Origin of the sequence: Embleya sp. NPDC020630 (assembly GCF_044334985.1) — a bacterium.
Taxonomy (GTDB): domain Bacteria; phylum Actinomycetota; class Actinomycetes; order Streptomycetales; family Streptomycetaceae; genus Embleya.
Genome location: NZ_JBIRUB010000001.1, coordinates 340,128 through 353,111 on the forward strand (window position 1 = coordinate 340,128; position 12,984 = coordinate 353,111).

The 12,984-nt window shown below is 72.0% G+C and carries 11 protein-coding genes; 8 read left to right on the forward strand and 3 right to left on the reverse strand.

The window, feature by feature from the left end; genetic code table 11:
* Nucleotides 1-44: 44 nt before the first annotated feature.
* Nucleotides 45-842 carry an STM4013/SEN3800 family hydrolase gene (locus ACH4XV_RS01400; RefSeq protein WP_395787034.1) on the reverse strand — a complete coding sequence of 266 codons (798 nt, stop codon included), beginning with the start codon at nt 840-842 and terminating at the stop codon, nt 45-47.
* Nucleotides 843-1,130: 288 nt separating this feature from the next.
* On the opposite strand from ACH4XV_RS01400, the gene ACH4XV_RS01405 reads away from it, so the two are divergent.
* The 6 genes from ACH4XV_RS01405 (at nt 1,131) to ACH4XV_RS01430 (ending at nt 7,680) form a co-directional block, all read left to right on the forward strand.
* Nucleotides 1,131-2,033, forward strand: a complete 903-nt coding sequence (locus tag ACH4XV_RS01405; protein WP_395785990.1) for an NUDIX domain-containing protein — start codon at nt 1,131-1,133, stop codon at nt 2,031-2,033.
* Nucleotides 2,030-3,184, forward strand: coding sequence for a lipopolysaccharide kinase InaA family protein (locus ACH4XV_RS01410; RefSeq protein WP_395785992.1), 1,155 nt, complete (start codon nt 2,030-2,032; stop codon nt 3,182-3,184). The genes ACH4XV_RS01405 and ACH4XV_RS01410 overlap by 4 nt, the downstream gene beginning before the upstream one ends.
* 120 nt (nt 3,185-3,304) lie before the next feature.
* Complete coding sequence (locus ACH4XV_RS01415) at nt 3,305-4,300, forward strand: hypothetical protein (RefSeq protein WP_380038771.1); 996 nt, start codon at nt 3,305-3,307, stop codon at nt 4,298-4,300.
* Nucleotides 4,297-5,583 (forward strand): adenylosuccinate synthetase, encoded by a 1,287-nt coding sequence (locus tag ACH4XV_RS01420; protein WP_395785994.1) that lies wholly within the window; start codon nt 4,297-4,299, stop codon nt 5,581-5,583. Before ACH4XV_RS01415 ends, ACH4XV_RS01420 begins: the two co-directional genes overlap by 4 nt.
* A gap of 241 nt (nt 5,584-5,824) precedes the next feature.
* Nucleotides 5,825-6,604: an electron transfer flavoprotein subunit beta/FixA family protein gene (locus ACH4XV_RS01425; protein WP_395785996.1), complete on the forward strand. Its 780-nt coding sequence runs from the start codon at nt 5,825-5,827 to the stop codon at nt 6,602-6,604.
* Between the two features lie 116 nt (nt 6,605-6,720).
* Nucleotides 6,721-7,680 carry an electron transfer flavoprotein subunit alpha/FixB family protein gene (locus ACH4XV_RS01430; protein ID WP_395785997.1) on the forward strand — a complete coding sequence of 320 codons (960 nt, stop codon included), beginning with the start codon at nt 6,721-6,723 and terminating at the stop codon, nt 7,678-7,680.
* Between the two features lie 127 nt (nt 7,681-7,807).
* Here ACH4XV_RS01430 and ACH4XV_RS01435 read toward each other — a convergent pair whose 3' ends face one another.
* Nucleotides 7,808-8,725 carry an EamA family transporter gene (locus ACH4XV_RS01435; protein ID WP_395785999.1) on the reverse strand — a complete coding sequence of 306 codons (918 nt, stop codon included), beginning with the start codon at nt 8,723-8,725 and terminating at the stop codon, nt 7,808-7,810.
* Nucleotides 8,726-8,799: 74 nt separating this feature from the next.
* On the opposite strand from ACH4XV_RS01435, the gene ACH4XV_RS01440 reads away from it, so the two are divergent.
* Complete coding sequence (locus ACH4XV_RS01440) at nt 8,800-9,711, forward strand: LysR family transcriptional regulator (protein ID WP_395786001.1); 912 nt, start codon at nt 8,800-8,802, stop codon at nt 9,709-9,711.
* 50 nt (nt 9,712-9,761) lie between these two features.
* Here the strand turns inward: ACH4XV_RS01440 and ACH4XV_RS01445 are convergent, their stop codons facing one another.
* On the reverse strand, nt 9,762-10,703 hold the full coding sequence (locus ACH4XV_RS01445; protein WP_395786003.1) for a hypothetical protein: 942 nt from the start codon (nt 10,701-10,703) through the stop codon (nt 9,762-9,764).
* 328 nt (nt 10,704-11,031) lie between these two features.
* Here ACH4XV_RS01445 and ACH4XV_RS01450 point away from each other — a divergent pair, with 328 nt between their 5' ends.
* A complete protein-coding gene (locus tag ACH4XV_RS01450; RefSeq protein WP_395786005.1) occupies nt 11,032-12,786 on the forward strand; it encodes a choice-of-anchor A family protein in 1,755 nt (584 codons plus the stop codon).
* Nucleotides 12,787-12,984: the final 198 nt, after the last annotated feature.

Below are 12,984 nucleotides of genomic sequence, written 5' to 3' on the forward strand. Positions count from 1 at the left end.
GGGCGGTTCCGCGCCGGGCTCGCGCCCGCCTCCCGCAGGGGTGCTCACCACTCGCCGGGGCTCATCGTGAAGTGCGCGTAGGGCACCGTCCAGACCACCTCGCCGGCGGCTTGCGCGGCCTCGTCGTAGGCCGTGCCGTGGTCGCTGGTGACGATCGCGAAGCACGGCCGGCGGCAGCTCATCGCGCGAAACAGCCGGCCGATGTGCCGGTCCACGTATTCCAGCGCCGCCGCGTGGGTGTCGCGGGTGTCGCCGTCGGCGGCGGTGGCGCCGGGGGTGTGGAACCAGTTCGGGTGGTGCACGGCGGCGACGTCGACGAGCAGGAACAACCGGCGATCCGGGTCCAGGCCGCCGACCACCAGCTCGGCCCGGGCGACCTGGGCCTCGAAGGAGATCGGTGAGGTGACGCCGAGTTCGGGGTCCCAGTGGCTCTCGGCGAACATCGCGGGCAGCACCGAGTCCAGCGCACCCTGCTTGTCGAAGCAGCCGACCCCGCCGATGCACGCGGTGTGGTAGCCGGCCTTGGTCAGCGCGCTGGGCAGGTCCGGGGTGTCGAACAGCCAGGTGTGCGGGCCGGTCGTCTCGGTGTCGCCGAGGCGGGAGGCGAACAGGCGCGGGTGCGGCCCGGGTCCGTCCGGGGTGGGCAGGTAGCCCGCGAGGAACGCGGTGTGCGCGGCGAACGCGAGCCGCGCGGGGGTCTGCCGGCGCTGCCAGCCGCCCTCGGGCAGCACCCGCGCGAGGTTGGGCAGCCGGCCGGCCGCCGCGAGCTCGACGGCCACGTCGTACCGCAGCGCGTCGAGCGTGACGAGCAGTAGGTCCTGCTCACCCACGACGGCGTTCATGTCGGGATCGGTCATATCGGACATGCCACCTGCTCCGCTTCTGCTCGGGTGTTCGGGGCCGCCGCCGGTGGCCCGCACGCGGGCGGCGAGTGGATCGCCCATGCCTACCAGAGGGAGGGGACTCTTCGAGGGATAACCCCCTCGCCGGTTCGGATCCGGCCGTGTATGTTGTTCTCAGATTAAGAAGATCTCAATCGGAGAACAACCGTCGAGTCGGTGTCGGGAACGTGAACCGACAGGGCTGCGTCGGACGTGCATCGCCATGAGCGCATGGGAGGGATTCGCGATATGGCCGACACCGCCACCACCGAACGCGACTGGCTCGCGTCCTACGACCCCAGGGCCTTCGAGCCGATCGCGGTGACCGTCGACATCGTCGCGCTGACGATCCGTCAACTCGGCCCGCCGGCCGGGGCGTCGGGCGATTCGGGGGGCGACGCGGAGGCGGGGGCCGGCCCGGAAGCCGGCGGGGGAGTCGGCGAGGGGGCCGAGAGCGCCGCCAAGGCGCTGCACGTGCTCCTGGTCCGGCGCGGCGAGATGCCGTTCGCGGGCCGCCTCGCGCTGCCCGGCGGCTTCGTCCGCCCGGTGATCGACCCCGACGGCACCCGGCACGAGGAAGACCTCGCCGAGGCCGCCGAGCGCGAACTCGCCGAGGAGACCGGGCTTGCCGCCGGCACTCGACTCGACCGACTCCACCTCGAACAGCTGGGCACCTACGGCACCCCCGGGCGCGACCCGAGGATGCGGATCGTCTCGGTCGCCCACCTCGCCTTCGCCCCGGACCTGCCCGACCCGACCGCCGGCGGCGACGCCGCCCACGCGCAGTGGGTCCCCGTCGCCGACGTCGACCCGGCCGAACTGGCCTTCGACCACGCGCGCATCCTCGCCGACGGCCTGGAACGCGCCCGCGCCAAGCTCGAATACTCGCCGCTGGCCACCGCGTTCGCGGGCGAGGAGTTCACCGTCACCGAACTGCGCGAGGTCTACCAGGCGGTGTGGGGCCGGCCGATGCACGCCGGCAACTTCCACCGCAAGGTGCTCTCGGTACCCGGCTTCGTCCGGGACACCGGCGCCACCACCGCCCGCGGCGGCGCGCGCGGCGGGCGCCGCGCCCGGCTGTACCGCGCGGGCCCCGCACGTCTGCTGCACCCGGCGCTGCTGCGCCCGTCCCCGGAGGAGGACTCCCGATGACCAGGACGCCCGGCACCACCTCGACCGGCCCCACGACCTTCGACGACGCGCTCGATCTGCTGACCGGCGCGCCGGATCCCCAGGGCGTCTTCGGGCCCTACGACGGCACGCCGGAGGCCTGTCTGCGGGCGGGCAACCGCACCTATCGGCTGCTCGCGCGCCTGCTCCACCCGGACACCGCGCCGGCCGACCGCCGGGCCGAGGCCGCCGCCGCGTTCACCCGGCTCGGCGAGTCGTGGAACCGGTATCAGCAGGACATCACCGGGGTGACCGGCCGTCAGGTGGTGATCACCACCAAGCGCCGGGTCTACTCGGTCGGCGGCGAGCGGGCGAGCGGCGACATCGCCACGCTCTACAAGGTCAACTACCGGGCCGAGGACGACGGCGAGGCGCGGGCGCTGCTCAAGCTGCCGCGCTCGGTCACCGACAACGACCTGATGGAGCGCGAGGCCACCGCCCTGGAGCGGATCGCGCGCGAGGGCGACCCGGAATACGCGAACTACGTACCGCGGCTGATCGAGACGTTCCGGCATCGCGACGCCGCGTCCGGTACCGAGCGGCGCGCCAACGTGATCGAACGGGTGCGCGGCTTCCGGTCGTTGGCCGAGGTGCGCGAGGCGTACCCGGACGGCCTGGACGCGCGCGACGTGGCCTGGATGTGGCGCCGGCTGCTGGTCGCGATCGGATACGCGCACCGCGCGGGTGTGGTCCACGGCGCGATCACCCCCGACCACGTGCTGATCCATCCGCGCGAGCACGGCCTGGTCCTGGTCGACTGGTGCTACTCGGTGCTGCTCGACGGCCCGGTCGACCCGGCCCGACCGGAGGCGATCCTGCGGGCGAAGGCGGTCGAACACGTGCCCGCGATGATCGACCGGCACGCCGACCTGTACCCGCCGGAGATCCCGGCCAAGCAACCGCCGGAGACCGCCGCGGACGTCTACATGGCGACCCGCTGTGTCACCGGCCTGCTCGCGCCGGACGCGCCCAAGCCGCTGTTGCGCTTCGCCCGGGGCTGCTCGTTGCCCGCCCCGGCACGCCGTCCGCACGACGCGTGGAAGCTGCTCGGCGAGTTGGACGAACTGCTCGGCAAGCTCTACGGCCCGCGCCGTTTCCGGCCGTTCGCGATGCCCACGCGTCGCGACTCGTAGGTCCCATCCGACGGGAGCGGCGGCGGTCTCCGCCTGCTCCCGTCGCACCTTCGGCCGGCCTGCTCGGCCGGCCGAACATCCACGCACGCATCCCAGCGTCCCGATCGGGGAGTGAGCACCATGGGTAGTGGCAATTGGTCCACCAACGTCTACGACGCGGCCCAGAGTTACAACCGGGCCAGCGGTCGCAGCGCGTTCCACTACGACCACGTCACCAAGAACAGCACGCCGCACAGCGCCTGGAAGGCGCACGTCGACCTGGATCCGGCGCTCGCGGGCATCCGGGAGAGCCGGGACAGCGACGAACACCCGATGTCCCTGGCCGTCTCGGTGCTGTTCGACGTGACCGGCTCGATGCTGCGGGTTCCGCAGACCCTGCAGACCAAGCTGCCCGAGTTGTTCGGGCTGCTGCTGCGCAAGGGCTATGTGCAGGACCCGCAGATCATGTTCGGCGCGATCGGCGACGCGACCAGCGACCGAGTCCCGTTGCAGGTCGGACAGTTCGAGTCCGACAACCGGATGGACGACCAGCTCGGCAACATCCTGCTCGAAGGGGGCGGCGGCGGGCAAAAGCGCGAATCCTACGAGCTGGCCCTGTACTTCATGGCCCGGCACACCTCGATCGACTGTCACGAGAAGCGCGGGAAGCGCGGCTACCTGTTCGTGATCGGCGACGAGATGCCCTACCGCAAGGTGCGCCGGTCCGAGGTGCTGGAGTTCATCGGCGACGACATCGGCGAGGACATCCCGATCGAGCGGATCCTGGCCGAACTGCGGCGCAAGTTCGAGGTGTACTACATCCTCCCGGCCGGGTCCTCCTACGTGGGCGACAAGGAGGTCCTGGGCGAGTGGCGGGGCCTGCTCGGGCAGCACGTGATCGAACTCGACGACCCCGACGGGGTCTGCGAGACGATCGCGCTGACCATCGGCCTCGCGGAGGACGCGATCGACCTGGACGAGGGCCTGGAGCACCTGCGTGACGTGGGTGCCGACGCGCAGGTGGCCAACGTGTCCAAGGCGCTGGCCTCGTATGCCCGTTCCGGCGGCGCGGTGGCCGTCTCCGGCTCGCTGCCGGGCCTGGGCGAGGGCGACGGCGCGGGCACCACGCGCCTGTGACACCTCGTCATGTCGCGGTCGTCGACCTGGGGTTCGGCGACGCGGGCAAGGGCACCACGGTGGACCGGCTGTGCGCGCGGGGACGCGCGCAGGGGCGGCCGGTCCACGCGGTGATCCGGTTCAACGGGGGTGCGCAGGCCGCGCACAACGTGGTCACCGACGACGGGCGGCACCACACGTTCGCCCAGTTCGGCTCGGGCACGTTCACCCCGGGCACGCGCACCCACCTGTCCCGGTTCGTGCTGGTGGACCCGCTCGCGCTGGCCGCCGAGGCCGAACACCTGCGCGCGCTGGGGGTGGCGGATCCGCTGGGGCTGCTCACGGTGGACCGGGACGCGCTGTTGACCACGCCGTACCACGCGGCGGCCAATCGGGCCCGGGAGTCGGCGCGCGGGGCGGGGCGGCACGGGTCGTGCGGGATGGGGGTGGGCGAGACCGCGGCCTTCGCGCTCGCCCATCCGGACCTGGCGCCGCGGGTGGGGGACTGCGGCGCGCCCCGGCTGCTGCGTCGGCGGTTGAGCGCGGTGCGGGAGGCGTTGAGCGCCGAATTCGGGACACTGCGGGGACCCGACGTCGAGGCGTGCGTGGCGGCGTTCACCGGCTTCGGGCGGGCGGTGCGCGCGGTGGAAGGGGGGTATACGGGCGAGCTGCTGCGGGCCGGGCCGGTGGTGTTCGAGGGGGCGCAGGGCGTACTGCTGGACGAGTGGCACGGGTTCCACCCGTACACGACGTGGTCGACCACGACGTTCGCGGGCGCGGAGGCGCTGGCCGCCGAGGCGGGAGAGGGGGTGTACCGGCTCGGCGTGCTGCGCACCTACACCACGCGGCACGGGCCCGGGCCGCTGCCGAGCGAGGACGCGGGGCTGACGGCCGCGCTGCCGGATCCGCACAACGGGACCGGGCGGTGGCAGGGCACGTTCCGGGTGGGCCACTTCGACGCGGTCGCGCATCGGTACGCGGTCGCGGTGTGCGGCGGTGTGGACGGGCTCGCGCTCACCCACGCGGACGTGCCCGGGCGGGTGCCGGGCCTGGGCGTGGTGCGCGCGTACGCCGGAACCGAGCCGTGGGCGAGCCCCGTTCCGGACCTGGCCCACGCGGAGCGGCTGACCGCCTTGATGTCGGCCGCGCGGCCGGTGGTGGAGCCGGCCCCGTCGGTCGCCCAGTGGCCGGATTTCGCCGCCGCCGAGCTGGGTGCCCCGGTGACCTTGCTCTCGTTCGGTCCGCGCACCGGTGACAAGCGCGAGCGGGCGGTACTAGGCTCCTATTACTCTCCGGTAACATAGCGGTTCCGGGTCGATGGTCGGAGTCTTTTCCAAGACCGCGTACTCTCGGAACCAGAAGTTGACGGACCGTCAGAACTGAATGTGCCCTGTGTCACGCGTGTGCCCGCGCGCGGGCGTGGCATCGTGGCGCGAGATCGATGGATCTTGGGGCCGGAACCGTGGGCCCGTCGTGGACCCCGACGGCGGGCATGACACCCTCGGACCGGCACCTGGGTGACCGGACGACCACAGGAGAACTGTTGTGAAAATCGTTGTCTGCGTGAAGTACGTACCCGACGCGACCGGGGACCGGGGCTTCAACGACGATGGCACCACCGATCGCGAGTCGGTCGACTCCCTGCTGTCGGAGCTGGACGAATACGCGATCGAGCAGGCTCTGAAGATCGTGGAGTCCGGCGTCGAGGCCGAGATCACGTACCTGACGGTCGGTCCGGACGATGCCAAGGACGCGTTGCGCAAGGCGCTGGCGATGGGCGGCGACAACGCCATCCACGTCAACGACGACGACATCGCGGGCACCGACGCGCTGGGCACCTCGCTGATCCTGGCCAAGGCCATCGAGGACGCGGGCTTCGACCTGGTCGTGTGCGGCATGGCCTCCACCGACGCGTCGATGGGTGTCGTGCCGGCCATGCTCGCGGAGCGCCTGGGTGTTCCGCAGGTCACCTACCTGGACGAGATCACCGTCGAGGGCGGTGTGGTCAAGGGCCGCCGCGAGGGCGACGTCGCCACCGAGCTGATCGAGGCCTCGTTGCCCGCCGTCGTGTCGGTCACCGACCGCACCGGCGAGGCGCGTTACCCCTCGTTCAAGGGCATCATGGCGGCCAAGAAGAAGACGGTCGTCTCGAAGGACCTGGACGACCTGGGCATCGAGTCGGACGAGGTCGGCCTGTCCGCCGCCTGGTCGATCGTGGACACCGCGACCAAGCGCCCGCCGCGCGCCAAGGGCGAGGTCGTCGAGGACGAGGGCGAGGGCGGCGTGCAGTTGGCCGCGTTCCTCGCCGCCAAGAAGTTCATCTGAGTCGGTCGGCAGAACCGGACTGTTTCGACACCTTTGACCGGCCGCCCCCCGGGGCGACCGAGCATCGCAACCCGGCCGGAGAGATCCGGGCTGTACCGGAGTAGGAGAGAACAACCATGGCCGAGATCCTCGTTCTCGTCGACCACGCCGACGGCGCGGTCCGCAAGCCGACCCTGGAGCTGCTGACCCTGGCCCGCCGCCTCGGCGAGCCGGCCGCGGTCTTCCTGGGCAAGGGCGCCGAGGGCGCCACCGAGACGCTGGGCAGGTACGGCGCGCAGAAGGTGTACGTCGTGGACGCCCCCGAGGTGGACGACTACCTCGTCGCGCCGGCCGTCGACGCGCTCGCGCAGATCGCCGGGGGCGGTGAGCCGGGCGCGATCCTGGTCGCGTCCTCGAACGACGGCCGCGAGATCGCGGCGCGCGTCGCGGTGCGGCTGGAGTCGGGCCTGATCACCGACGCCGTCGACGTCGAGGCGGGCCCCGACGGCCCGGTCACCGAGCAGTCGGTGTTCGCCGCGACCTACCAGGTCAAGGCACACGTCACCAAGGGCACCCCGATCATCACGGTCAAGCCGAACGCGGCCACCCCCGAGGAGGCCCCGGCCACCCCGACGGTGGAGGCCGTGACGGTGGACTTCACCACCGCGGCGACCGGCACCAAGGTCGTCTCGCGCGCCCCGCGCGAGAAGTCCGACCGCCCCGAGCTGACCGAGGCCGACATCGTCGTCTCGGGTGGTCGCGGCGTGAACGGCGCGGACAACTTCCACGTGATCGAGTCGGTCGCGGACGCGCTCGGCGCGGCCGTGGGCGCCTCCCGCGCGGCGGTCGACGCCGGCTGGTACCCGCACAGCCACCAGGTCGGCCAGACCGGCACCCAGGTCTCGCCGCAGCTCTACATCGCGGTCGGCATCTCCGGCGCGATCCAGCACCGCGCGGGCATGCAGACCTCCAAGACGATCGTCGCGATCAACAAGGACGAGGACGCCCCGATCTTCGACCTGGTCGACTACGGCGTGGTCGGCGACCTGTTCAAGGTGATGCCGCAGCTCGAAGCGGAAATCAACAAGCGCAAGTAGCCGCCCCCGGCACCCCGCCGCACGCGCAACGACCCCGCACCGGAAACCCGGTCGCGGGGTCGTTCCACATCAGAGCGCACGATCCCGATCGCGCCCCCCCACACCGGCGGGGCCGGCCGACGGCAGCTCAGGGGTGGGCGGCCGGGATCGGGGCGGAGGGGAGGGCGGGGGCCGGCGGGGGCGGCGTCCCGGTCCTGCGGGGCAGGCTTGCCAGGGCTATGCCGGTCAGGACGATCGCGGCGCCCACGGCCTCGATCCAGGTCGGGCGTTCGCCGAGGACGGCCCAGGCGGCGAGGATGCCGACGATCGGCACGAGCAGGCCGTACGGGGCGACCGCCGAGGCCGAGCGGCGGCCGAGGAGGGCGAACCACAGGCCGTAGCCGAGCCAGGACGACAGCACGACGGTGAACGCCAGTCCGCCGACGCCGGTCCAGGATGCCGAGGTCAGCGCGTCCACGTCCCGGCTCGGGCCCTCGACGGTCAGGGACAGCGCGAGCAGCGGCAGCGGGGCGGCCAGCGCCGACCACACGACCAGGCCGAGCCCGCCGGGGATGCCGGCCTTGCGGGTCAGTACGTTGCCGAAGCCCCACGACGCGGCGGCGCCGACCACCAGCAGGAACGGCCACAACGACGCGCCCTGGCCACGACCGAACGCGATCACGCCCATCCCGACCGCGGCCACGCCCAGCGCGAGCACCCGGGTACGCCCGGGGATCTCGCGCAACATCACCACCGCGCACAACACGGTGAACATCGCCTGGCACTGGATCACCACCGAGGACAACCCGGCCGGCATGCCCGCGTGCATCGCGCTGAACAGGAACGCGAACTGCCCCATGTTGACCGTGAGTCCGACCCCGATGATGAGCTTCCAACTCGTCCGCGGCCGCTTGACGAACAGCACCGCGGGAAACGCGACGAGCGCGAAGCGCAGCGCGGCCAGCAGGAACGGGGGGAAGTCGTCGAGGCTCGCGTCGATCGCGACGAAGTTCACCCCCCAGATCACCGTGACGAGCACGGCCCACAGGGAATCGGTACGGGTCATGCCGAGAAGTGTGTGCTCGCGCCATCCATGGAGTCCAGCTACATTTTCCGGATCTCGATCGGTAGTTTTGCTACATGGAGATCAAGCGGCTGAACATCCTGCGCGCGCTCGACCAGCACGGCACCGTGGTCGCCGCCGCCCAGTCGCTGCACCTGACCCCGTCCGCGGTGTCGCAACAACTGGCGGTGCTCGCAAGGGAGGCCGACGCCGTACTCCTGGAGAAGCACGGGCGCGGCGTCCGGCTCACCCCGGCCGCGCATGTGCTGCTCGGCCACGCCGACGCCATCGCGACCCGGCTGGAACAGGCCCGCGCCGACCTCGCGGCGCAGCGCGACGGCCGCATCGGGCGGGCCCGGATCTCCGGCTTCCCGTCCGGCATCGCGGGCCTGATCGCGCCCGCGCTGGCCCGGCTCAAGCGGACCCACCCGGGGTGGCGGTTCGAGGTGGTCCAGTACGAGACCGAGCTGGCGCTGCCGCTGCTGCCGGCGCGCGAGCTGGATCTCGCGGTGGTGATGACGCATCCGGACCTGCCCGCGCCGGACCACCCGCGAATCGAGCTGCACCCGCTGCTCGACGAGCCGTTCGAGATCGCGCTGCCGGCCGATCACCCGCTGGCGGGGCGCGCCGAGGTGGCCCTGGCCGCCGATCTCGCGGACGCCGACTGGATCATCACCGCGCCCGGGACGGCCTGCCACGACGTGCTTCTGACCGCCTGCCACCAGGCGGGCTTCCAGCCGCGCCTGGTGCACACCTCGACCGACTTCGGCGCGCAGCTCGCCCTGGTGGCCGCCGGCCTGGGCGTGACGATCATCCCGCGCCTGGCCCAGCCCGAACTCCCCCGGGGCGTGGTCCTTCGCCCCATCACCGCCCCGGCCCCCCGCCGGCACCTGATGGCCGCCGTCCGCCGGGGCCAGGGCCCGACCCCCCTCCTCGACACCCTGCGCGCGGTGGGCGCGGAACTCGCGGAGCGGGGCGCGCCCGGCTGACCCGCGAGAGCCGGCGGCATCGTGTGCTCCGCAGGGCCCCGCGGGTGCGGTCAGGTGCGTGACGGGGTGCCTTCGGGGCTCTTGTCCGGTGTGGCGGAAGGTTCCTGCGCGTCGTGCTTGCCGAAGTAGGCGACGGCCACGGCGCCGGACACGGCGAGGATGAAGCCCAGGACCGCCAGCCAGGCGAGGCCCGCGCGGGAGGTGTCGCCGAGCCACAACACGCCGACCGCGCCGGGGACCACCGTCTCGCCGACCACCAGGGCCGCCGTGGCGCCGTTCACCGAGCCGATCTGCAACGCGATCGTGTGCAGGTACATCCCGCCGATGCCGCCGATCAGGACCGCGTACAGGGCCGGGTCGGCGGCCAGCTTGCCGAGGTCGAACGGGTCGACGCCGTCCAGGATGCGTACGCCGATGCCCAGGCCGCCGAAGCCGAGGCCGGAGAGCAGGCCCGCGACGATCGCGCCGTTGGCGCCGAGGAAGCGCACCAGTACGGTCCCGCCGACGATCACCACGAAGGTGACGATCAGCACCCACCAGTGCGTGGCGCGCGGACTGTGCCCATCACCCTCGGGCCCGGCCGCGATGCCGAGCAGGACCAGCGCGCCGCAGACCACCCCGATCGAGGTCCAGTCGGCGCGATGCAGCTTGATGCCGAGCAGCTTGATGCCCAGTACGGCGGTGATCACCAGGTTCGCGCTGATGATCGTCTGGGACAGGAACAGCGGCAGCAGCCGCGCCGCCAGCGCGCCGAGCGCGAAGCCGACGAAGTCGAGCAGGGTGCCGACGATGAACTCCCACGTGACCGCGGCCTTGGCGGTCGAGGACAGGCTCGGGCCGCCGTACCCGGTCACCTGTGCGGTACCGCCGCCCCGCGCGGCCTGCCTGGCCGCCTCCTCGCGCGCGGATCGCCGCGACCCGACCGCTTGCAGCACCGACCCCACTCCGTAACACGCGGAGGCCGCGACAGCGGTGCCCAGTCCGACGATCACAGAAGACTCCCTCTCACTCTCACCAGGATTCGTGCCTCGTCCGAGGACGACCGACGGCGCACGGCCGCGAACACCTCGCCGGTTCACGCGTGCCCGCCCGGGCCCGACCGTACCGGCACGGCTTCCCGCCCCGCCCCGCCCCGGCAACGATCACGTCGCGCGGGCGGTTTCCGATTCGGCGGCGCCCTTCGTATCCCATACCTGCGACGTATGCGGGCCGTACGCATCTCGGTTGACGGTCGCGTGTGCGAATCCCCGGGAGAGGCATTCGGGGGAACCTTCCGCGCGCCTTGTCCGCATTTGTCGTTTTATATCCCATGTTTCAGAAATGCACAGGAAACCGAACGCCCGGATCCGCGCGACGGGCCTCGCGCTATCCGGAGTCGTCACCCTCGGCGGTGTGATCCTCGTCTGCGTGTTCGCCGTGATGGGCTTCGCCAAGCCGCTGCCCGGCGGTCTCGGCCCCTGCATCCCGGGCAGCTGTCCGGCTGTGGACCTGGAGCCCAACAACGGTCCTATCCAGGGCCGGGACAACGGCATCAACATGTTCGTGGGCGGCAACTGGACCGTGAGCGGGTCCGCCGCCGAAGCCGAGGGCAAGCTGGTCACCCTCGGCAACTTCGACATGAACAAGACCTCCGGCTCCAGCATCTACAACGTGGGCATCGTCGGGGTCGGCTCCCGTGTGCCCCCCGACAACGGCACGGACTTCCTCACCGTCGGCGGCAACCTGACCGTGGCGGCGGGGCAGACCCTGATCGCCCAGGAGGGTGCGGTCAGCGGCGTCGTCCGCTACGCCGGCACGCTCAGCGGCACGGTGACGCCGGATCCGGTCAAGGACGGATCCGCCGCCGCGCCGTACACCGCGCTGCGCCCGCAGTTGACCGACTCGTCGAGTTGTTACGCCTTCCCGGACGGCCGGCTCCGGCAGCCGACCGGTACGGCGGTCAACGTCGGCTTCGAGACGTTGTTCACCGGCGACGGCACGTCCGCGCTCCAGGTGTTCAACGTCGACTTCGACATGGTGAGTGCGAGCGGCGGGGACCAGGGCATGACCTTCCTCGGCATCCCGAGCGGCGCCACGGTCCTGGTCAACCTGACCGGGGCGAACCGGACGATCGCCAGCTTCATCGGCAACACCGCGATCCCGACCGGGCTGCGCGAGCGGCTGCTGTGGAACTTCCCGGAAGCCACGACGGTGACCATCAGGGGCAGCGCCCAGTTCCAGGGCAGCATGCTGATCGGCAACCCGGCGAGCACCACGACGGTGTCCGTACCGGGGATGAACGGCCGGTTCTTCACGGCCGGATCGCTGATCCACCAGTCGTCGTCCGGGTCGGAGTTCCACCGCTACCCGTTCAACGGTGACCTGCCGGACTGCGGCGGTACGTCGCCGTCACCGTCGACCTCGCCGTCCACGTCGCCGTCGGCCTCGCCCTCGACGTCCCCTTCGGCTTCGCCTTCGACGTCCCCGTCCGCGTCGCCCTCGGTCTCGCCGTCGATGTCGCCGTCCGCGTCGCCTTCGGTCTCGCCGTCCGCATCGCCGTCGGTCTCGCCGTCGATGTCGCCGTCGGCGTCGCCGTCGGTCTCGCCGTCCATGTCCCCGTCGGCGTCGCCCTCGGTCTCGCCGTCGATGTCGCCTTCGGCCTCCCCGTCGGTCTCGCCGTCGGCGTCGCCCTCGGCCTCCCCGTCGGCGTCCCCTTCCGTATCGCCCTCGATGAGCCCGTCGGCCTCGCCTTCCGCGTCGCCTTCGGCCTCGCCTTCGGTGTCCCCGTCGGTCTCACCCTCGGCGTCGCCGTCCGGTTCGTCCTCGGCCTCGCCGTCCGCGAGCCACTCGGCCGTGCCCTCCGGCGCGCACACCAAACCGCACGGCGGTGGCCACGGCGGCCACGGCGACGGCGGTAGCGGAGGCAACGGCGGCGGTCACGGCGGTGGGATCGGTGGATCCAACGGATCCGACCAACTCGCCCACAGCGGCATGCCGGGCAACGTGGCCATCCTCCTCGCCGGCAGCGCATGCGCCATCGGCCTCGGACTGGCCCTGATGTTCCTCTACCGCGCACGCGGACGTAACCGCACGTAATCCCCCTCCGCCCCGAATGGCCCACGAACTCCCGGAGTTCGCGGGCCATTCCTACGCCTGCGGCCGGCCCGTCAGCCCAGCCACCGGTGTGAGGGCTGCGAGCGCCGCCCCCCGACAGTGGCCGTTTCGGACGTGTGCGGTGGCATCGGACGAGATCCGACCCGCTTCGGGGGCAGATTGACTTCGGAATATGTTCCG

What these genes read in the sequence shown, in the direction of transcription:
- ACH4XV_RS01400 (WP_395787034.1), bottom strand. Translation starts at nt 842, where the DNA reads ATGAACGCCGTCGTGGGTGAGCAGGACCTACTGCTCGTCACGCTCGAC.
- ACH4XV_RS01405 (WP_395785990.1), top strand. Translation starts at nt 1,131, where the DNA reads ATGGCCGACACCGCCACCACCGAACGCGACTGGCTCGCGTCCTACGAC.
- ACH4XV_RS01410 (WP_395785992.1), top strand. Translation starts at nt 2,030, where the DNA reads ATGACCAGGACGCCCGGCACCACCTCGACCGGCCCCACGACCTTCGAC.
- ACH4XV_RS01415 (WP_380038771.1), top strand. Translation starts at nt 3,305, where the DNA reads ATGGGTAGTGGCAATTGGTCCACCAACGTCTACGACGCGGCCCAGAGT.
- ACH4XV_RS01430 (WP_395785997.1), top strand. Translation starts at nt 6,721, where the DNA reads ATGGCCGAGATCCTCGTTCTCGTCGACCACGCCGACGGCGCGGTCCGC.
- ACH4XV_RS01435 (WP_395785999.1), bottom strand. Translation starts at nt 8,725, where the DNA reads ATGACCCGTACCGATTCCCTGTGGGCCGTGCTCGTCACGGTGATCTGG.
- ACH4XV_RS01440 (WP_395786001.1), top strand. Translation starts at nt 8,800, where the DNA reads ATGGAGATCAAGCGGCTGAACATCCTGCGCGCGCTCGACCAGCACGGC.
- ACH4XV_RS01450 (WP_395786005.1), top strand. Translation starts at nt 11,032, where the DNA reads ATGCACAGGAAACCGAACGCCCGGATCCGCGCGACGGGCCTCGCGCTA.